Source organism: Sneathia vaginalis (genome assembly GCF_000973085.1).
Classification (GTDB): domain Bacteria; phylum Fusobacteriota; class Fusobacteriia; order Fusobacteriales; family Leptotrichiaceae; genus Sneathia; species Sneathia vaginalis.
Genome location: NZ_CP011280.1, coordinates 504,666 through 526,161, shown reverse-complemented (window position 1 = coordinate 526,161; position 21,496 = coordinate 504,666). Strand labels below are relative to the sequence as shown.

The following is a 21,496-nucleotide window of genomic DNA, read 5'->3' as shown; positions in this document are numbered from 1 at the left end:
TAATGGAAAATTTAAAAATACCAACTAGTATAGCTATAATTATGGACGGTAATGGTAGATGGGGGTTACTACATAAAAATAGTAGAACCGAAGGACATAAACAAGGTGTAATTGCACTTGAAAATATTATAAAAATCTGTATAGAATTAGGTGTAAAAACTTTAAATGTCTATGCTTTTTCTACTGAAAACTGGTCTAGACCTAAACTTGAAGTTAATACATTAATGTTTTTATTTAAAAATTACTTAGTTAACAAAAAAGAAACTTTGAATGAACAAGGTATCAAACTTTTAGTTAGTGGTTCAAAAGAAAAAGTCCCTAGCTATTTACTAGAAACCATAGAAAGTACATGTAAGTATTTAGAAAATAACGAAAAACTTACACTAAATATTTGCTTTAATTATGGTGGTAGACACGAAATAGTTGATGCAGTTAATTCATTATTAAACGATGGTTATACAAAAATAACTGAAGATGATTTATCAAATAGAATGTACAATAACATAAATAGCCCTGATCTTGTTATACGAACTGGTGGTGATTTTAGAATAAGTAATTTTATGCTTTGGCAAATTGCATATTCTGAACTTTACTTTACACCTTGTTTATGGCCTGATTTTGGTAGAGAAGAATTCTTAAAAGCTATTTATTCTTATCAGAAAAGAGACAGACGTTTTGGAGGTTTAAGTAATGAAAAAAAATAGAATTTTACTTTTTCTTTTTATACCTTTGCTAGTATATATACTGCTTTCCAGTAAAATACTATTTCTAATTTTCACAGAAATTGTTGTTTGTTGTGCTTTATATGAATTATATAATATGTTCTTAAAGAAACAAAAAAACGTATATTTCTATCCTGGACTTATAATCTGCTTTATATTCCCAATATTAGTGTATTTTAATTTTATGACAAAAGTTAGTTTAACAGCTTCAGCATTTATTGTAGCAGTTTCTGGTATGCTAATAGATAATGAGAAAAAATTTACCGAAAAGCTATCATTAACTTTTTTTGGTATAATGTATATACCTATACTATTCTCTTATGCACTAAAAATACAACAATTTAAATTTGGTGGTTTAATTATTACATACGCCTTTTGTTCTATTTGGGCTTGTGATACATTTGCATACTTAGTTGGTTCTAGAATAGGAAAGCATAAATTCACAAAAATATCTCCTAATAAGTCTATAGAAGGGGTTATAGGGGGATTCTTTGGAGTTTTAATAATTAGCTACATATTTAAGTATTTTGTACCTAAAATATTTTTTGGAACTAATTTAGCTATTTTATCAATACTACTTACAATCGTTGCTGTCTTTGGTGACTTGTTTGAATCAAAAATAAAAAGAGATTTAGATGTAAAAGATTCTAGTACTATACTTGGTGGACATGGTGGTTTCCTTGATAGATTTGACAGTGCACTATTCGTAATACCATTTGTTTACTATTATTGGAGGTTAGTATGCTTTACAAATTAACCATAACTTTCAAAAAAGATTATGATATAGAAAAAATAAATATATTGGACTTCTTTAAGAATATAAAGGAGTCTTTTAATGTTATAAGCAAGGAATATGTTTTTTTAGATAATAATGTATCATTTAATGACTATGTTCCCGATAAAATAAATTGTTTTCTAGAGTTTATCATTTCATTTGATGGTAATAATATTGATGAACTTATTAAAAAATTTTTATCAGACTTTGACTTTATACTAGACTACATACTAATAAAATTATCTGAAGTTGAAAGTAAAAAAGATGAGTTTTCAATAAATTCATCACAGATAAATAATCTGGTTAATAATATAGACAAACTTTTCTACATTAGAAAAGACTTACAAGAAATGAGTAGATTTATTCGTAAAGATAAAAAAGATGAGTATTATAGACTTATTAAAAACCTTTCACTAACAAAGTATTATCTAAAAGATGAAACATTTAATCTACGTATGATTAATGTTACAAATGAACTACAAAATATACAAAGTCGTTTGGTAGAATATGCAAAAACTTTTGGAATAGACTTTCAACTTAACTATGATATTAACAATACTATTACTATGGATAAAATACTATTTTTTGCTATTAAACCCTCTCTTATATCCCTACTTTATGCTTTTATACATGAAGAAAATGAAAAAAGACAAAGAAATATAGAAAAAAAGGAATTTATAGTCTCTATTAACTTTATACAAGATTTTAACAAGATAAAGATAATAATCAACAATCCTAATATACAATACAATCTTGCATATACTAATATTGCAAAAAATGACTTCTATTCTATAAAAGAAAATGAACTAGAATTATCATTTTTGAACTATAAGCATATTATAGAATCAAAAGATGGGCGTTTATACATAGATGAAGATTCAAATATAGTAACAAAACTTCCACTTAACTTTTTAACACTTAATTGCTATATAATAAAAACAGCTCTAGGATATTTTGCAATAGATAAGACTAAAGTAATAAATGTATTTAAATATAATAAGAATAATGTTGTATCAATAAATAACGTAAAGTATTTTAAAATTTCTTCATTTGAGATGCCAATTTTAAATTCAGTTACTAACCCAAAATTTGCTATACAAATTTGTATAAAATTGCAAAATTTCATACTTTTAGTTAACGATGTACTTTATGAAGAAAAGATATTTGTACGACCTATAGAAAACGATAATAATAACTTTATAGGTGAATGTCTATTAAAAGATACTAAAAAAGCGTATATATTAAATCTTGCATCATATCTAGAAAGAAGGTAATATGGATAACAAAATATCAAATACTATATCTAAAGATCTGTCTATTATAAAAGAAATCTTAGAATTTTTACTACATATTAATTCTATTGAAAAAGAAGACTTTCAATTTTGTGTTAAAAAATTAAATGAACTGGAAAATGATACATTCTTTTTAAAAAATATTTACGATATTGATACTATAAGCCTTTTAAAAAAGATTTTTTCTATTATCGATAGAAATAAAAAGACATATTATGAGTACAAGAATAATATATTTAAATGTTTTAAAGCATTTGAAAATCTATATATCGCCTACTTAAAAACTGGTGTAAATGAAAAAAAGAATAATATAGTTAATATAGAAAATGAAATTCATTCTATTACAAAAAATATACAAGATATACTAAATAAAAAAAATGAGTCTAAAAACTACTACTACATAAAACTAACTTTAGATAGTACTGTACCATATTTTTACTTATCTAGAAGAACTATACTTAGATACTTACTACAATTTGGTAATCCATATAATTATACACCTGATATATTAGATGACGACTTATACACCTACTTTATAATGGACTATAAGGTCGATAAAAATGTAGATGTTGAAAATATATTCAAGTATCTAAAAGAAAATGATGCTGCTATAAAAAAATATGAGATATATAAAATACATATAGATCACAATATATATAATCTAAAATTTTACATTAATGAAGAAGTCAATGAAAACTCTTGTCTTTTCATGCCTAATTTTAATTTTTTAGACATTGTTCATTATAGAAATTACTATGATACATATATAGAATCTAAAAACCAAAGATATTTGCTAGAACCCTTATTAAAAATGAAAGATAAGAATATAAACCTTGTTACCATAAAGAAAATTAGTGATAGAGAAGTAAGAATTTTCTTGCCAGCTGGTCTTAATTCAAAAAACATTACAAACATTAAGAAAATAATAGGTAGTATTCTAATAGATAAAAACATTTCTGAGATTTTATACTCACTAGATATTGACTTTTTAGGCTTACAAATGTTAGAATATTTAAGACGGAAGTATAACATTGAATTTGGAAATGTATTACAATGAGTTCGGAGGTAAATATAATGCAAAAAATCACTAAAGAGCAATTAAAGGAAAAAATTAAATTAGCTCTAAGACGTCAATACGGGAAAACTCTTGAAGAAGCTAAAAATTATGAAATCTACTACGCTGTTTCAAGTGCTGTTATGGATGACGTTGTTGAAAAATGGTACAACACTAAAAAGACTTATGCTAAAAAACAAGTTAAGCAAATGTACTACTTCTCAGCAGAATTTTTAATGGGTAGATACTTAGGAAATAATTTAATAAACTTACAATATGATAAGATTATTAAAGAAGTGTTAGATGATCTTAATATAGACTTAAGCTTAATTGAAGATAAAGAAATGGATACAGGACTTGGTAATGGTGGACTTGGTAGATTAGCTGCTTGTTTCCTTGATTCATTAGCAACTCTTAGCTTACCAGGACATGGTTATGGTTTAAGATATAAATATGGTTTATTTGAACAAAAAATAGAAAATGGATTCCAAGTTGAATATCCTGATGATTGGACAAAATTTGGTACTCCTTGGGACATAAAAAGACTTGATAGAACATTTGAAGTTAAATTTGGTGGTAATGTAGAAATCCATAAAGACGAAGTTGGAAAAGAATACTACAAGAGAGTTAATACTGAAAATGTAAAAGCTATTGCTTATGATGTTCCAGTTATAGGATATGGAAATGGTGTTGTAAATACTTTAAGATTATGGGAAGCACAATCTATGGAAGGATTTGATTTACAACTATTCAACGCTCAAAGATATCTTGCAGCATCAGAAAAAGAAATAGAAGCTGAAGATATATCAAGAGTTCTTTATCCAAATGATACTGAAAGAAGTGGTAAATGGTTAAGATTAAAACAACAATACTTCTTCACATCAGCATCATTACAAGATATAGTTAGAAGATATAAATCAATATATGGTAATAACTTTGATAAGTTTAGTGATAAAATTGCTATACAATTAAATGATACTCACCCAGTTGTAGCAATACCTGAACTTATGAGAATATTATTAGACTATGAAAAATTAGGTTGGGATGAAGCTTGGAATATTTGTAAAAAAGTATTTGCATACACTAACCACACAATTTTATCAGAAGCACTTGAAAAATGGGATATCTCATTAATTCAACCTCTATTACCTAGAATTTATCAAATAATAGAAGAAATCAACAGAAGATTTGTAAATGAATTAAGAGAAAAATATCCTAGTGACTTTGATAGAATAAATAGAATGAGTATAATTTCTAATGGGCAAGTTAAAATGGCATGGCTTGCAATAGTTGCATCACATACTGTAAATGGTGTTGCAACATTACATACTGAAATATTAAAACATCAAGAATTAAAAGATTGGTATGAACTATACCCTGATAAATTCCAAAACAAGACTAATGGAATTACACAAAGAAGATGGGTATTAAAAGCAAACCCTGAATTATCAGAATATATTACAAAATTAATTGGTTCAGATAAGTGGATAACAAACTTAAGTGAATTAAAGAAATTAGAAAAATATATTGATGACGAAAAAGTCCTACATGATATTATGGAAATCAAGTTAAATAACAAGAAAAAATTAGCAAAATATATACTAGATACAACTGGTATTGAAGTTGATCCTACATCAATATTTGATATTCAAGTTAAAAGATTACATGAATACAAACGTCAATTGCTAAATGTATTCCATATAATGGACTTATACAACAAATTAAAGGAAAATCCTTTATTAGATGTATATCCAAGAACATTCATATTTGCTGCTAAATCAGCTCCTGGATATAGAAGAGCTAAGGGTATAATTAAATTAATAAACTCTATTGCACAAGTTATTAATAATGATGCAAGTATCAATGGAAAGATTAAAGTTGTATTCCTTGAAAACTATAGAGTTTCATTAGCAGAAAGAATATTCCCTGCTGCTGATATATCTGAACAAATTTCAACAGCTGGTAAGGAAGCTAGTGGTACTGGTAATATGAAATTCATGGTTAATGGTGCAATTACATTAGGAACTATGGATGGTGCTAATATCGAAATAGTTGAAGAAGCTGGTAAAGAAAATGAATTTATATTCGGTCTAACAGCTGATGAAGTTGAAAGATTAAATGAATATGGTAAATATGATCCTATGGAAGAATACTATGTTGTAGATGGTCTACAAAAAGTTGTTGACCAATTAACAGATGGTACATATGATGATAATCATACAGGATTATTCAAAGAAATTCGTGATTCTATACTTTATGGTGTAGATGGAAATAGACCAGATGTTTACTATGTCTTGAAAGACTTCCCACAATATAGAGCTACACAAGCTAAAATATCTAAAGCCTTTGCTCAAAAAGAAAATTGGGCTAAAATGGCATTAAAGAATATTGCAAATGCTGGTAAGTTCTCTTCAGACAGAACAATTGAAGAATATGCAAATGATATTTGGAATATTAAACCTTGTAAACCTGAAAATTATATAAAATAAAATTGTCGCTATTGCGACAATTTTTTTATAAGCCAATTTCTAAATTCATTATTATTTATCTCAAGTGCGACTGTAGTATTAGGTTCTTTTTTATACACCCCATTTAAATCTACTACTGTTGCTCCTCTTGTATACTGTCCTTGTATTTCTATATCCACAAAAAGCTTTCTAGTTTTAAATAAATTAGGATTAACTAAATAGGCTACTGCTGTTGCATCATAAATTGATGCCATTTTACCTACTTTCCCTCCCCTATAATCCACTATTGCTTGATGACAAAACTTACCTATTTCTGTCTTTGAATCTTTTAAATCATCTTCACTAATTCTTGCATTATCACCCATTTCAAGACCTATCATAGTAATATCAATACCTTCATTAAATACTATCTTAGCTGCATTAGGATCTGCCCCTATATTAAATTCAACTAATGGACTCATATTACCTCTTCCAATAGCTCCACCCATTAATACTATCTTTTCAATATTCTCTTTTACACTTGGATACGACTTTAATAGTAAGGCGATATTTGTTAATGGTCCTAAAGCTATTATACTAATCTTTTCATTACTATTTAATATCACATTTTTCATTTCTTCTACCGCATTATCTTTTGCCTTATTCAATGATTCTTTTAGCACTATACTTCCAAGTCCACTTTTACCATGAAATTCACTTCCATCTACAAATTTTTGCATTAGTGGCTTACTAGAACCTTTCGCAACCTGTATATCTGGTCTACCAAAAAAACTGACTAAATTTAATGCATTTCTTGTTGTATTTTCTATACCTACATTACCTGCTACTGTTGTTATTAACCGTATATCTAGTTTAGAACACTTAATTGCAAGTGCTATAGCTATTGCATCATCAATACCTGGATCTGTATCTATTATTACTGGTATCATACTCTCACCCCATTCTCGTTTTGTATATTATACACTTTATTTCAAAAAAAAGCATCCTAAGTAATACTTTATTTATATATTGAATTTACAAATAAATAAATTGATGGTAAAATATTTGTATCAATATTAATGGAGGGATCACATTGGACATAGTGCCCAAATTGATGCTAATATTTTTCCTTATACTTGTTAATGCATTTTTCTCATGTGCAGAAATTGCAATATTCTCGGTGAATAAAAACAAGATATTAGCACTAGTTGAAAATGGAGATAAAAGAGCAAAATTATTACTTAAAATGATAGAAAGTCCTAGTAAACTTTTATCTACAATACAAGTTGCAATAACACTTGCTAACTTCTTTGCATCAGCATCTGCTGCTATTAGCTTATCTAACAAGCTAGAACATTCATTAACTAATTTACCTTATGCTCGTGAATTATCTGTTGTTATAGTAACACTTATACTTTCATATCTTTCATTAGTTCTAGGTGAATTAGTACCAAAAAGAATAGGTTTACAAAAATCATTAGGAATTTCTCTATCATTAGTTGGAATATTAAATATATTTTCAATAATTTTTACTCCTCTAATATTTATACTAACTGTATCTACAAATGCTATGGTATTTATTCTAGGATTTAGTAAAAATAAGGAGAGCGATGATTTAAGTAAAGAAGAAATGATTGCTGTTTTAAATAATGGTAATTTAGAAAAACCTGAAAAAGAAATGATGGAAAATATTATAGACTTCGATGAATTACTTGCTCGTGAAGTCATGATTCCAAGACCTAATATATTTGCAATACAAAAAAATGAAACAATAGAAAGCTTATTGAGTAAAAAAAATATTACTACATACTCTAGAGTCCCAGTCTATGACGAAGACCTTGATGATGTTATAGGTATACTGCATATTAAAGATTTACTTCTATTACAAGATAGATCTGTTACTGCAGAATCACTTATGAAAGAAGCATATTTTGTACCTGATACAAAAAAAGTAAGTCAACTATTCATGGAAATGAAGACTAACAACAATCATATGGCAATATTAATAGATGAATATGGTGGTGTTTCAGGAATTGTAACACTAGAAGACCTACTAGAAGAACTTGTAGGTGATATTACGGATGAATACGATAAGAAGATATATAATATAGTTGAAATAGGGAAGAATAAGTATCTTGTAAATGGTGATTTATCAATTAATGACTTAAATGACTTTTTAAAGACAGATTTCTACTCTGAACACTATGATTCTGTTGGAGGACTTGTAATAGAGCATATAGGCTACATCCCTGATGATAATGCCAATATCGATGACATCTACATAGATGGTGCTTGCTTTAAAGTGCTAAAGGTAAAGAATAAGAAGATTCAAAAAGTATTAATAAAAAAAGATGCCCAATCTAATTAAGATTGGGTATTTTTAGTTTATAATCATATTTAATATTATCGTCAATATGGTGGGTTATATATAGTAATGTTAAAGGTTTTGAGTTTATATATTCAATAATATTATTTCTATTTTCAGCGTCTATATTAGCTAGTGCTTCATCTAAAATTAAAATATTTTTTTGATTGTATAAAACTCTAGCTAAATTTATTCTCTGAATTTCACCAGTTGAAAGAATTGATTCATCTAAGGTCTTATCTTTATCTATATGTTCTAATTTTAAATTTTTTAATATTTCATCCATTTTCTTTTTATCATATTTTGAAAAAAGAGCTATATTATCATAAATATTTGCATATATTATTTTATTTTCATCACTTATATATGTAATATTATTATATATGCTTTTCATATTAAATGTATTTATATCCTCGTCATTTATTTTAATAATACCGTCATATGTTATTAGACCTAAAATACTTTTAATTAAGCTAGATTTTCCACTTCCACTTTTACCTAAAATTATATATTTTTCATCTTTATTAATTTTAAATGAAAAATTTTTAATAATAGTTCTTTCTTGAAAGTTTAAACCGAAATCATCAAAGGTAATGTTATCTATCTTTTTAACATCCTTCTTTTCTACTAAATCGCATACTAATTCTTTATCAAATTTATTTAATATTGACTTACCTACCTTTATTTTCGCAATCAAAGAAGAAAATGAAATTATTGACTGATTAAAATTATTAAATACATCTGTTATAGCTGTAAATAGTCCTAAAGATACGTAGTTATAGTAAATCATTATATATACTATGGAGTATAGAATTACATTGGATAGTGCAATAACAAAATTAATAAAGACATTATACTTCTTATTAAACTTGAATGTTTTAAGGTATTCTTCTTTTAACTTAGTACTAGTTCTATCTATTGCAAAAATGAAGTTATTTTGCTTATTAGAATAGATAAAATTCATGATACCGTATAATATATTTTTTATCTTCTTTAAATATATACCCTCTGCAGTATTAAGATCTTTTTGTTTCTTTTCTAGAGTTTTAACGAATAATTGAGGGATATAGTAAGTAAATATTGAAAGTATTACACAAGCTAAAAATAGTATGTAGCTATAGTATACTAGTGTTATAACAGAAAATACTATTAATGATATACAACCAACTATTTCGCATATACCACCTATATAGTTATTAATAATATCCTCAACATCGTTTATAGTCCAAGATAATACCTTATTTGAATCTATATCTTTTGCTTTTTGATCATTTATTTTCAACGCTAAGTTATACTTTATTTCATTTTTAATTTCTTCTTTTATTTTAGCATCTGTATTATTTAACACATTATTATATATTACATACATTATGTATCCTATAAGTTGTATAACAAGTAAAATCATTGCCATCTTATATTCTTTTTTAACAATATAGTTGAATATATTTACAAAAAATAAGGGCAAAATAGCTTTAATTAATGATTCTCCAGCATATATAACTGATAAATATGTAATCTTAATTTTATTCACCTTCATATTGTACTACCTCACCTTTTTTTAAATATATTACCTTATCAAACTGTTTTAAATATTCATCATCATAATGATGTGTTATTAAAATTAAAGTCTTATCTGAATTAATTAACTTGTTTTCTATATTATATCTATTTTTTTCATCTAAATTTGAGGTAGCTTCATCTAATATTACTATATTTTTTCTATTATAGAATACCTTAGCTAGATTTAATCTTTGTTTTTGACCTAATGATAAATTATCATCTTTTACTTCTTTATCAATTGTAGAAATTTCTAGTTCATTTAAAATACTATTAACTAATGCCTTATCACAATTTTCATCGTATATTGAAACATTATCATATATATTTGAATAAAAAATGAAATTTTCTGAATTTATATACTCAATTTCAGAATAAATCGAATATTTATCAACACTTTTTATATCCTTAGAATTTATTAAAATTTCCCCACTATAATTAGAAATGTTTTTTAATAATAGATTTATTATTGTAGATTTACCACTACCTGATTCCCCGATTATTAAGCACTTATCTCCTTTATTTAGTGATAAATTAAAGTTATTTATTATTCCATCTAAACAAACATCCTTAAATTCTATAATAGATATATCTGATATTTTATCATAGCTTTCTTCTAATTCTATTTCATTATCATATTTTTCATAAACCTTTTTAGAATTTTTTAATGATATATATTTTCCTACAATTTCATTTATGGTGTTACAAAAATATGCACAAAATGTACAAATAGGGAAAAATGCTGATATAGGGAGTTTATTGTTTATTATATACACAGTAGTTATACTAGCATTTAGTATCTGTATTAAAACACTTAATATTGTTAGTTCACTTATTACCAAATGAAATTTTTTGTTTAGGTTATAATATACTTTAAGGTAGTTATTATTATATTCATTTTGTTTATCTGCAAAATTTTTTATTTTATTCTCAAAGAAAAATTTATACACATTTTCATATAAATTAGTAACATACTTAACATTTTTTTCTTTTTCTTTTGAAATGTCATATTGTATTGTTTCTATTTTTGAAGACAATTTATCTGAAAATTTAAACATTAATGCAAACCCTATTAAGTTAAATATGAAAATATATATATTAAACCATAATATCATACTTCCAGTAAAAAGAACTATTAAAACATCGTATAAAAATATATATACATTTTTAAAATATTCTTCTTTTATACTATTCATATCATTTACTAGCCATGATATATACTTTTCTTTTTCTTTTAATTTGGAGTTTTTTTGATTAATTATTTTATGGGAAAGATCATTAATAATAGATAATTTTATATTTTCTAAATATCCTTCTCTTAATACAAGATATGCATAATCAATAATGGCAGATAGTATTATTACAAAAAACTCTATTGCAATATAAAAGACTGTCCCCCTTAAATCCTTCTTTAAAACATTATTTAGTATAAACATACCTAACATTGTTTTAAAGATGAATAGGAATGCTTTTAAAAAGATGAAAAAACATAAGCTTATCTGCTTAAAAATATTCTCCTTAAAATATGATTGTAACTCTTTCAATATTTCCTCCTTATATAAAAAAAATCGGCATAATTACAAAAATATTTAATTACACCGAATACTTCACTTATCTTGCACTTACTGCGTCAGCTAATTTCTTACCAACTTTAAATTTAACAACTGTTTTAGCTGGTATTTCAATTTCTGTACCGTCTTTAGGGTTTCTTCCTTTTCTTGCTTCTTTATCTTTAGTTGCAAATGTTCCCCATCCAACAAATTGTACATCCTTACCTGCTACTAAACTTTCTTCTACTAATTGTAAAAATTCATTTACTAATTCTTCAGATCTTTTTTTACTTTCACCTGTTTTAGCTGCGTATGCTTCTACAAATTCCTTCTTTGACATCTCTTTGTATCCTCCTAAAAATTATTTTATCTAATAACGCTGTAAACTACTGCTGATACTAAAAATAATACTGCTACATATTCTGTAAATTTTTCTATTCCATCTTTTTCTTGGTCTAAGATACTTTCAGTCTTAGCAACAGTTTGACTTTTATCTGGTTGCATTAATATTACAGCTACTAGTATAATTGATAAAACTACCATGAATGCTACGAATAAACCGTTCATATATCCTCCTATTTACCAGCTTTAATAAGCTCAATAAATGATTCTGGGTCTAAGCTTGCCCCACCTATTAATCCTCCATCTATATCTTCTTGAGCTAATAAGTCAACAACATTTGATGGCTTCATTGAACCACCATATTGTATTGTAACTTCATTTGCTACTTCTTTTGAGTATAGAGATTCTAATAGGTTTCTTATAAATTTATGTACTTCTTGAGCCATTTCTGGAGTTGCTGTTTTACCAGTTCCTATAGCCCATATTGGTTCATATGCTATAACTACATTTAACATTTCATCAGAACTTAGTCCTTTTAAACCTTCAACTATTTGTTCTTTTACAACGTCTTTAGTTATTCCTTTTTCTCTTTCTTCTAATTTTTCACCTATACATAATATTGGTTTAAGTCCATGTTTTAAAGCTGACTTAACTTTTTCGTTAATAAATGCATCTGTTTCGTGATAGTATGCTCTTCTTTCAGAGTGACCTAAAATTACATATTCTACACCTAAATCAGTTAACATTAAAGGTGACACTTCTCCAGTATATGCTCCACTTTCTTTTGGGTTCATATTTTCTGCTGCTATCTTAATTATGCTACCTTTTGTCATATCAACTGCAGTTTGTAGTGATGTAAATGGAACACCTACTATAACATTTCTATCTAATCCTTTTACAAGTGGTAAAAGTTTTGTGAAAAACTCTTTAGTTTCTGAACAAGTTTTGTTCATTTTCCAATTTCCTGCAATAATTGTTTTTCTCATCATCATGCCTCCAACTATCTATTTTACTTGTAAAGTGTATCATATTTTTTTCTTAATTGCAAGGATTAGTATAATACACACTACTTAAAATTAGATTATAAATTTATCTATAACATCTGCTAGAACACCATCTTCATTAGTAACTGCTGTATATTTACATTTTTTCTTGATATCCTCATTAGAGTTACCAGCTGCAACAGGTAAACCAACCTCTTCTAACATTGCTAAATCATTGTATGAATCTCCACAAGCTATTACATCGTTTAAATTAATATTTATTATATCACATAATTTTTTTATTGCTACCCCTTTGCTTATATCTTTATTAGCTATTTCAATAAAGTGTGGATCTGATATTGCTAGATAGTATTTATCACCTATTTCTTTTGCTAATTTGTCATAGCATTGTTTTATCTTACTTTCAGATGATATAAACATACATTTTACAATTGCACTTAAATCAAGTTTATATATATCTTCTATTTCCTTTAATTCTAGTTTTGTTATTCTTGACTCTATTTTACTATATTCATTAATACAATCAGTATAAATAAATTTATCTATATAAGTAACTATTGTTACACCAAGTTTTTTTGCTAAATTATAGAAATAGATTACATCTTCTCTTGATAGACCCTTTAAGAATATTGTTTCTTCTGTCTTACAATCAAATATTTGACCTCCATTAAATGCTACTATATATCCTTCATAATCTTTCATTTTTAATTCTTTTGCAAAAGATTTCATTGCTTCTATAGGTCTACCACTAGCCAATGCAAACTTACATCCTTTTTGTTGTGCTTTTATTATAGCATCCTTATTATTTTCAGGTATCAAACTTTTATTTGTCAATAAAGTTCCATCCATATCTGTTGCAATTAATTTATACATAAATCCTTAATCCTCCTATATCATTATTTTAAATTTACTTTTTATGTCATTTACACTATCTTCGCTTGGTACAAAGTAGTATATTCCATTCTTTCTAGTAGATTCTCCTTTTATTTCGTATTGTTGTATGTTAAATAAACCTAAAAATGATGGTAAAATCTTTAAAGGATTATAACTAATTTGCATATTATTGTATGCATAACTAAATACATTAGGTATCTTTTTTACTCCACTTGGACTTATTAACTTGAATATTATACTCTTCATTAATTGTCTTTGTCTTTCTTCTCTCTTAAAATCACTGTCTGATTTTCTATGTCTTGCATACGCTAAGGCACTATCACCTTTTACTGTATATTTTTGATCTTTCTTAAAACTCCATCCGTCTTGCACAAATGTATGGTTTGATACTATATCAACACCGTCTAATATATCCGTAATATTTACTATATCTTCAAATCTAAATACTACGCTATAGTTTACACGAGTATCTAAAAAATTCTCAACAGTCTTGATACTGCATTCTTTACCACCAAAAGCAAAAGCATGTGTTATTTTATCATATTTATCTTTACCATAGATACTTACATATGAGTCTCTTGGTATAGAAACCATTTTTATTGTAAATAATAAAGGTATAACCTTTACTAAAACTATTCCATCTGTTCTTGACCCTTTTAAATTTTCAGTTCTTGCGTCACTTCCTAGTATTAATATATTATATGGCAACATTAGCCAAATAAATAATATAACTATTAATAATAGGACTACTCTTCTTATTTTCAACTACTTGCCCCCTAACATATCAAGAAAAAATATAGCACGCTTGTGCTATATTTTATATTTGTTTTCTCATTTCATCTGCTACTTCTTGTACATCAGACCCTATTATTACTTGTACTGAATGTTCGTCTACTACAACAGTGTCAACTGCTCCAGCTTGTTTTAAGACTACTTTATCAACTAAGTTAGAATCTCTTAATTCCATTCTTAATCTTGTTATACAGTTGTCAATTGTAATAATATTTTCCTTTCCACCTAATCCTTTTATTACTTCACTTGCTATTTCAGAAAAGTCCTTTTTACTTGTAGATTCAGTTTCTATTTTTGAAGAACATGCACATTCCTTCTTTTTCATTTCTTCAGCGATAAATTGTACTTTAGGTCCAATAATAATTTGAACTGAATTTTTATCTTGTACTATTACTTCAACTGCACCTGCATCTTTCAATTCATCTTTATTGATTTTAGCAGTTTCATGTAATTCTAATCTTAATCTTGAAACACAGTTGTCAATTGTGATAATATTTTCTCTTCCACCTAAACCCTTTACAATCTTGTCAGCAATTTCTTTGTAATCTTCTTTCTTATTACCAAACTTAAACATATATTCTCCTTTCAAATTAAATTTTAAGCGGCATTGTTAAGTATACATTATTGTTCTTATTACCATCTTCCTTTATTAACACTGCTGATATTTCATCAGACATATTAATTTCTAATATATCTGCATTTTTTACAGATGCTAAATATTCAATTATGAACTTAACATTTAAATAAATTTTAATATCTGGACAATCTTTAACAATCAACACATCTGAACTAGTGCTACCATATTCTCCAAAACCTGAAATTCTTAACTTATCTCCTGTAAACAAAAATTCTGCTACGTCTTTCTTTTCTTTTTTATCTCTTACAAATATTTGAACCTTTTCTAATGCTGTATGTAAATCGGACTTGTTGATCTTAACTTTTTTATCCACCTTTACATTATTTAGTATACCAACATAATCGGGAAATTGCAATTCAGTAACTTTTGTTATTACTTCTATATCATCTAGTTTAAATAATACTCTAGTCCCTTCTGATCTAAATATCACTTTATTTAAAGTTGTTTCTCTAAATATCTTAAGTAATGCTTGCGTAATTTTTAATGGTATACTTACACTAATATTTTCATTAGTGTCATTTTCTAAAATTTCAACTTCTCTGTACATTAATCTATATGAATCAGTTGCTACTAATTTTAATGTTTTTTCTTCAACATCAAATTTAATACAATTAATCTTTGGCTTTTCAATATCTGATGAAGCTGCAAATTGAGTATTTTCTATATTTTCTAATAATGTCTTCTTATCTAATGTATATTCTACTCCATTTATTATATCTATATCTTGTGTTTGTTCATATTCTATCAGACTATAATTTGAAACGCTATCACTAGTGATTAATTTAATCTTTTTATTTTCTTCTTTTATTTCAACTTCTTCATCTTTAACCTTACGTAAGAATTCTTCTATTAATTTATGCTTAATTAATATTTTACCTTCGTTTATAATAAAAGCATCACAATAACATTTAATAAATAGATTATACCCTATAGCTTTAAATTCTAACTTATTATCCTCAGTAGTTTCAATATATATACCACCCTTAGTATCATCAGTTATGGCATTTTCAACTATCCTTATAGCTCGTAAAAAATCTTTAGTTTTTACTTTAATATCTAACATCTTCCACTCCTTTATCTTTTTCAAGGTGACGCTTTAATTTTGTTATTGCTTTCTTTTCTATTTGTCTTACACGTTCTCTTGTAATATTTAATATTTCTCCTATTTCTTTCAAAGTATGCTTAGTATTATTTAATCCATATCTTAATTCTAAAATTTCTCTTTCTCTATCTGTCAATATTGTTTCCAATAGGTCACGCATTTCATGTATTTGTTCTTCTTTAATGATATTATCTTCTACATCATCTTCTTTTCCTATTACATCTTCTAAGAAGATATTATCACCTATTGTTTCGTTAAATGATATTACATCTTGGAACTCATTAAGTAGAAGTACAACTTTACTTGTCTTTAAATTTAACTTTTTAGCTATGTACTCTACAGGTGGATTTTCACCATGTTCTGTTGTATATTCATTTATTAATTTATTAACCTTAGCCAATTGTTCATGCTTATATGACGGTATTCTAATATCACGTCCCATGTTGATTATAGACTTCTTTATCGCTTGTCTTATCCACCAAACAGCATATGTACTAAATCTGTGACCCTTATTACAATCAAATTTTTCAATTGCTTTAAGCAATCCTAAATTTCCTTCACTTATTAAATCTATTAATGGTAATCCACTACCAGAAGATTTTTTTGCAACTGAAATTACAAGTCTTAAATTCGATAGTATTAGCTTATTTTTCGCCTCTTCGTCATTATTCTCTTTTATGCGTCTTAAAAGTTCAAGCTCTTCATCTTTATCGAGTAAATCATGTTTTCTTAAATCTGATAGATATAAGGAAATTAAATTTAACTCATTTTGTTCTTCCATAATAACCTCCTAGAATTCTGACCTTAAATTTCTATTCATAAATATTTCTGTTATTGTTGATGTAGATTGATTATTATACAATATGTTATATAACTCAATAAAAATTGGCGTTCTTAAGTTATTCTTTTCTATAATTTCCTTTAAAGCCTTTATTGTATATGCACCTTCTGAAACCATCTTCATATGACCCATGACTTCATCTACACTCATACCACTACCAATCTTTTCACCTAAATATCTATTTCTACTGTATTTACTTGTACAAGTTACAACTAAGTCACCAAACCCTGTTAATCCTATGAAGGTCTTAGGATCTGCGTTATAGAACTTACCTATAATCATCATTTCTCCTATACCTCTTGTCATAAGTGCAGCTTTTGTATTATCTCCATAGCCTAAACCATCTGATATACCAGCAGCTATTGCAATGCAATTTTTTAATGCTCCTGCAAGCTCAGCTCCTATTAAATCTGTTCCTGTATATACACGTAAATATGATGTACTAAACATATTTTGTACTTTTTTTGCTATTTCTTCTTCTTCACAAACTGATACTATCGCTGATGGCACCTTATTTGATACTTCTTCTGCATGTGTTGGTCCTGCAAAATGAACATAATGATAATTTTTTTCTTTTAATTCCTCACTTACTATTTCTGATATTCTCTTTAAACTACCAATTTCAAGACCCTTTGCTACATTTACTATTATCTTACCTGGTTTTAACTTCTTTAAATTCTTTAAAACTGGTCTAATAAATTGTGTAGGTGTAGCAAGTAAAATAACAGAACATTCATCACTAAATTCATTAAAATCATCTATTACATGAATATTGTCTAATAATTTATGATTTGGTAAAAATGTCTTATTTTCCCTATCCTTACGCAACAATTTTCTATTTTCTTCATCATGCTCCCAAAGATAACATTCATACCCTTTAGAAGCTAATAATATTGTTAATGCTGTTCCCCAACTTCCAGCACCTATTGTTAAAACTTTCTCCATATTACTCCTTATTTTTTCACCCTATCAAAAAATTTTGCTTCCTTATGTTCTAATAAATTCTTTATATTAGATTTATGTCTATATATAACTAAAATTCCTATTAACAAGGAAAAAATAACCTCATAAATATTACCTTTATATAAATAAACTGCTATAAAAAGTAAAGATGCTGATACCATAGATCCTAGCGAAACATATCCACTTATTATTGTAACTAATAAAAAGACAACTAATAGTGTTAATATTGAAAATGGTGATATTACGATAAAAACACCAACAGTCGTTGCAACTGCCTTACCACCTTTAAATTTCAAAAATATAGAATAGGTATGCCCAATTATCGCTAACATTCCACATAGTATTCCTATATTACCTCCAAACTTATATCCCAAATATGTTGGAATTAGTCCCTTTAATATATCTAATACTAAAGTCATAATACCATATCTATATCCCAATACTCTTGCTGCATTAGTTGAACCAACATTTCCACTACCATATTGTCGTACATCCACTTTTTTAAATACTTTACCTATCCATAATGCATTAGGTATGCTACCTAAAATATATGAAAACACTAATAATATAACTTTAATCACTTTAATCCTCTTTCTTTTTTTCTATTAATGCTACACTTTCAATATGATGTGTATTAGGAAACATATCTACTGAAGCAATTCTTTTTAATTCATATCCTAATTGTCTAAAGATATTCAAGTCTCGTGCAAATCTTGATGGTTCACATGATATATAGACTATTTGCCTAATATTATTACTACATACCTCTTTTATTACACTTTCTTCTATACCTTTTCTAGGTGGATCAAAAACTATACTATCTATCTTATCTTTACTTAAAATACTAGCTATACTTTTTTCCACTCTATTACATATGAATTCTATGTTCTTTATATCATTCTTTTTAGCTGTCTTTTTTCCAGATAATACTGCACTTTTAACACTTTCTATACAATATACCTTATTTACATTTTTAGCTAATATCATTCCTATAGTTCCAGTACCACTAAAAGCATCTATAACATTAGATGTATTATCTAGAAAACTTATTGCAAGCTTATATAGCTTTTTAACTTGTTCTATATTTATTTGGAAGAATGAATCAACATAAATTTTAAAGTCTATTGAAAATATATTTTCACTTATATATTCATCACCAAATAAATGTATATTTTTTTCTCCAAGTATTATATTATTCTTTTGATTTTTTACAGACACATAAACAGATTTAAGAAAATCTACCTCATCATAAACCTTTTTTAAAACTACTTTTAATTTATCTAGTTCCTTATTTTTATTTACAACTATGCAAACCATAGCTTCGCCCTTAGTGTTGTTACGGATTATAAGGCATCTTAGAAAACCAGTATCAGTATCTTCGTTATATACTGTAAACTTATTATCATTTAATTCTTTTAATATTATTTCCTCTATTTTACTTGCAACTATAGACTTTAAATAATCTTCTTCTATGCTAAATTTTGTATGCGATTTTCTTTTGTAAAAGCCTACTTTTATCTTTCCATCTTGCACAAAAAATGGTGTTGCCACTTTATTCCTATAATTCGTTACATTACTTGCACCTATAATATTTTCATATATATTAGATACATCAAGTTTTGATATACTCTTTAGCATATCTTTTAGCATAATATCCTTATACTCCAATTGCTTTTCATACTTTATATGATTAAAATCACAACCAGAATTTTCTTCAAAACTTATCTTATTATGTTCTTTTCTATCTTCTGATGGAACTAACACTTTTTGAATTAAAGCTCTTACATATGTTTTTTTAACTGATATTACTTTAACTTCTAATTTATCTCCTATACATGACATGGGTACAAACACAACTATATCCTCATATCTAGCAAGACCTTCACCACCAAAGACAATTTTTTCAATAGTTACTGTTATTACATCATTTACTTTTAACATAGATACTCCAATGCATTTTTTAATTGTATTAATAAGCCTGTTCTTAGAGCTGTTTCATCGACCATAAAGTTAGTTGTATGTAATTCAGTAAACTTATCACCTGCAACACCTAGTCTATAAAATGAACCTGGTATTTCTTCTAGGAAGAACCCTATATCTTCTACATCCATTCTTGGAACACTAATTAATTCAATATTATCTTTTCCTAAAATATCTACTGCATTCTTATACAAAAAATCTGTAAATTCTTTGTTATTAATAACAGGTGCATAGCTATCCCGTATATGAAGTTCTAATTTTGCACCAAAAGATTCAACAAATTTTTTTAAATCTGTTTTAAATATATTTAATATGTATTGTTTCATATCTTGTGTTAAGGTACGAACTGTACCTGTAAGAGTTGCCTTGTCTGCTACTATATTCTCAGCAGTACCTGCTTCAAACTTACCTACAGTTATTACAGCACAATCTCTTGCATCTATTCTTCTTGAAACTATTGTTTGAATATAGTCAACTACCTTTGCACCAACTACTATACTATCTATACCATTAAAAGGTAATGCACCATGAGTTGCCTTACCTAATATATCCATAGTAAATACCATAGATGTTGCGTGTAATTTATCGTATTTTACTCCTATCTTCCCTGCTTTAATTTCTGGTGCACTATGAAAAGATATTAAATTATCAATTTTTTCTCTATTTGCACCTTCATTTAGCATTCTTTTAGCTCCTCCAACTGTTTCTTCTGCTGGTTGGAAGAAAAAATGAGCTTCACCCTTCCATAAATCCTTGTTTTCTACTAATGATTTTATAACCCCCATTTGTACTGCCATATGAACATCATGTCCACACGCATGCATAACTCCTTTGTTCTTAGATTTAAACTCTAGGTTATTGTCTTCTACTAATGGAAGTGCATCCATATCTGCTCTAAATGCTAATTTACGTCCTTTACCATTTCTTATACGAGCATATATTCCTGTATTAGCTATCTTTTCATACTCAATATTATAACTTTCAAGGAAATCAATTATATATTTTTGTGTATTAAATTCTTCTTCACTTAATTCTGGGTATTCATGTAAATGTCTTCTTGTTGATATTACCCAATCTAAATTTTTTTCAACTATATAAAATATTTTTTTATTCAACTTTTTACTCCTAAACAGTTATAACTTATTATACTAAATAATTATATTTTTTTCAAACTAATAT

The 21,496-nt window shown here is 26.7% G+C and carries 21 protein-coding genes; 6 read left to right on the top strand and 15 right to left on the bottom strand.

What is annotated here, in order from left to right; all coding sequences use genetic code 11:
- Positions 1 to 2: 2 nt before the first annotated feature.
- The 5 genes from uppS to VC03_RS02610 are packed head-to-tail and all read left to right on the top strand — an operon-like array spanning position 3 to position 6,332.
- The gene (gene uppS, locus VC03_RS02630) at positions 3 to 704 is read left to right on the top strand and encodes a polyprenyl diphosphate synthase (protein ID WP_046328542.1); all 702 of its coding nucleotides are present in this window, start codon (positions 3 to 5) and stop codon (positions 702 to 704) included.
- Positions 691 to 1,479 carry a phosphatidate cytidylyltransferase gene (locus VC03_RS06545; RefSeq protein WP_052727663.1) on the top strand — a complete coding sequence of 263 codons (789 nt, stop codon included), beginning with the start codon at positions 691 to 693 and terminating at the stop codon, positions 1,477 to 1,479. Before uppS ends, VC03_RS06545 begins: the two co-directional genes overlap by 14 nt.
- The gene (locus VC03_RS02620; protein ID WP_046328541.1) at positions 1,464 to 2,771 is read left to right on the top strand and encodes a hypothetical protein; all 1,308 of its coding nucleotides are present in this window, start codon (positions 1,464 to 1,466) and stop codon (positions 2,769 to 2,771) included. Before VC03_RS06545 ends, VC03_RS02620 begins: the two co-directional genes overlap by 16 nt.
- Before the next feature lies 1 nt (position 2,772).
- Positions 2,773 to 3,846: a hypothetical protein gene (locus VC03_RS02615; RefSeq protein ID WP_046328540.1), complete on the top strand. Its 1,074-nt coding sequence runs from the start codon at positions 2,773 to 2,775 to the stop codon at positions 3,844 to 3,846.
- Positions 3,847 to 3,863: 17 nt separating this feature from the next.
- A complete protein-coding gene (locus VC03_RS02610) occupies positions 3,864 to 6,332 on the top strand; it encodes a glycogen/starch/alpha-glucan phosphorylase (protein WP_084710343.1) in 2,469 nt (822 codons plus the stop codon).
- Between the two features lie 8 nt (positions 6,333 to 6,340).
- Here the strand turns inward: VC03_RS02610 and VC03_RS02605 are convergent, their stop codons facing one another.
- Positions 6,341 to 7,240 carry a nucleoside hydrolase gene (locus VC03_RS02605; protein WP_046328538.1) on the bottom strand — a complete coding sequence of 300 codons (900 nt, stop codon included), beginning with the start codon at positions 7,238 to 7,240 and terminating at the stop codon, positions 6,341 to 6,343.
- Positions 7,241 to 7,392: 152 nt separating this feature from the next.
- Between VC03_RS02605 and VC03_RS02600 the strand changes: the two genes are divergently transcribed.
- The gene (locus VC03_RS02600; RefSeq protein WP_237224003.1) at positions 7,393 to 8,658 is read left to right on the top strand and encodes a hemolysin family protein; all 1,266 of its coding nucleotides are present in this window, start codon (positions 7,393 to 7,395) and stop codon (positions 8,656 to 8,658) included.
- Here the strand turns inward: VC03_RS02600 and VC03_RS02595 are convergent.
- The 14 genes from VC03_RS02595 to VC03_RS02530 all read right to left on the bottom strand — a co-directional run bounded on the left by VC03_RS02595 (position 8,651) and on the right by VC03_RS02530 (position 21,432).
- Entirely contained in the window at positions 8,651 to 10,192 is a 1,542-nt protein-coding gene (locus tag VC03_RS02595) for an ATP-binding cassette domain-containing protein (RefSeq protein ID WP_046328536.1), read from the bottom strand. The two genes, VC03_RS02600 and VC03_RS02595, sit on opposite strands and share 8 nt — an antisense overlap.
- Positions 10,179 to 11,756, bottom strand: coding sequence for an ATP-binding cassette domain-containing protein (locus VC03_RS02590; RefSeq protein WP_046328535.1), 1,578 nt, complete (start codon positions 11,754 to 11,756; stop codon positions 10,179 to 10,181). The genes VC03_RS02595 and VC03_RS02590 overlap by 14 nt, the downstream gene beginning before the upstream one ends.
- Positions 11,757 to 11,823: 67 nt before the next feature.
- The gene (locus VC03_RS02585; RefSeq protein ID WP_046328534.1) at positions 11,824 to 12,102 is read right to left on the bottom strand and encodes an HU family DNA-binding protein; all 279 of its coding nucleotides are present in this window, start codon (positions 12,100 to 12,102) and stop codon (positions 11,824 to 11,826) included.
- Between the two features lie 26 nt (positions 12,103 to 12,128).
- A complete protein-coding gene (locus tag VC03_RS02580) occupies positions 12,129 to 12,329 on the bottom strand; it encodes a preprotein translocase subunit SecG (protein WP_046328533.1) in 201 nt (66 codons plus the stop codon).
- 8 nt (positions 12,330 to 12,337) lie between these two features.
- Entirely contained in the window at positions 12,338 to 13,090 is a 753-nt protein-coding gene (tpiA, locus tag VC03_RS02575; RefSeq protein WP_046329254.1) for a triose-phosphate isomerase, read from the bottom strand.
- 90 nt (positions 13,091 to 13,180) lie between these two features.
- Positions 13,181 to 13,981, bottom strand: coding sequence for a Cof-type HAD-IIB family hydrolase (locus VC03_RS02570; protein ID WP_046328532.1), 801 nt, complete (start codon positions 13,979 to 13,981; stop codon positions 13,181 to 13,183).
- 15 nt (positions 13,982 to 13,996) lie between these two features.
- Positions 13,997 to 14,767, bottom strand: a complete 771-nt coding sequence (locus tag VC03_RS02565; protein ID WP_052727662.1) for an LCP family protein — start codon at positions 14,765 to 14,767, stop codon at positions 13,997 to 13,999.
- A gap of 52 nt (positions 14,768 to 14,819) precedes the next feature.
- On the bottom strand, positions 14,820 to 15,368 hold the full coding sequence (locus VC03_RS02560; protein ID WP_046328531.1) for a PTS sugar transporter subunit IIB: 549 nt from the start codon (positions 15,366 to 15,368) through the stop codon (positions 14,820 to 14,822).
- Positions 15,369 to 15,384: 16 nt separating this feature from the next.
- The gene (dnaN, locus tag VC03_RS02555) at positions 15,385 to 16,494 is read right to left on the bottom strand and encodes a DNA polymerase III subunit beta (protein WP_046328530.1); all 1,110 of its coding nucleotides are present in this window, start codon (positions 16,492 to 16,494) and stop codon (positions 15,385 to 15,387) included.
- Positions 16,481 to 17,314, bottom strand: a complete 834-nt coding sequence (locus VC03_RS02550; protein ID WP_046328529.1) for a sigma-70 family RNA polymerase sigma factor — start codon at positions 17,312 to 17,314, stop codon at positions 16,481 to 16,483. Before VC03_RS02550 ends, dnaN begins: the two co-directional genes overlap by 14 nt.
- A 9-nt stretch (positions 17,315 to 17,323) precedes the next feature.
- Complete coding sequence (locus VC03_RS02545) at positions 17,324 to 18,319, bottom strand: NAD(P)H-dependent glycerol-3-phosphate dehydrogenase (protein WP_046328528.1); 996 nt, start codon at positions 18,317 to 18,319, stop codon at positions 17,324 to 17,326.
- A gap of 8 nt (positions 18,320 to 18,327) precedes the next feature.
- Positions 18,328 to 18,918, bottom strand: a complete 591-nt coding sequence (gene plsY / locus VC03_RS02540; protein ID WP_046328527.1) for a glycerol-3-phosphate 1-O-acyltransferase PlsY — start codon at positions 18,916 to 18,918, stop codon at positions 18,328 to 18,330.
- Position 18,919: 1 nt separating this feature from the next.
- A complete protein-coding gene (gene rlmD, locus VC03_RS02535; RefSeq protein ID WP_046328526.1) occupies positions 18,920 to 20,278 on the bottom strand; it encodes a 23S rRNA (uracil(1939)-C(5))-methyltransferase RlmD in 1,359 nt (452 codons plus the stop codon).
- Complete coding sequence (locus VC03_RS02530; RefSeq protein WP_052727661.1) at positions 20,272 to 21,432, bottom strand: M20 metallopeptidase family protein; 1,161 nt, start codon at positions 21,430 to 21,432, stop codon at positions 20,272 to 20,274. Before VC03_RS02530 ends, rlmD begins: the two co-directional genes overlap by 7 nt.
- Positions 21,433 to 21,496 lie beyond the last annotated feature (64 nt).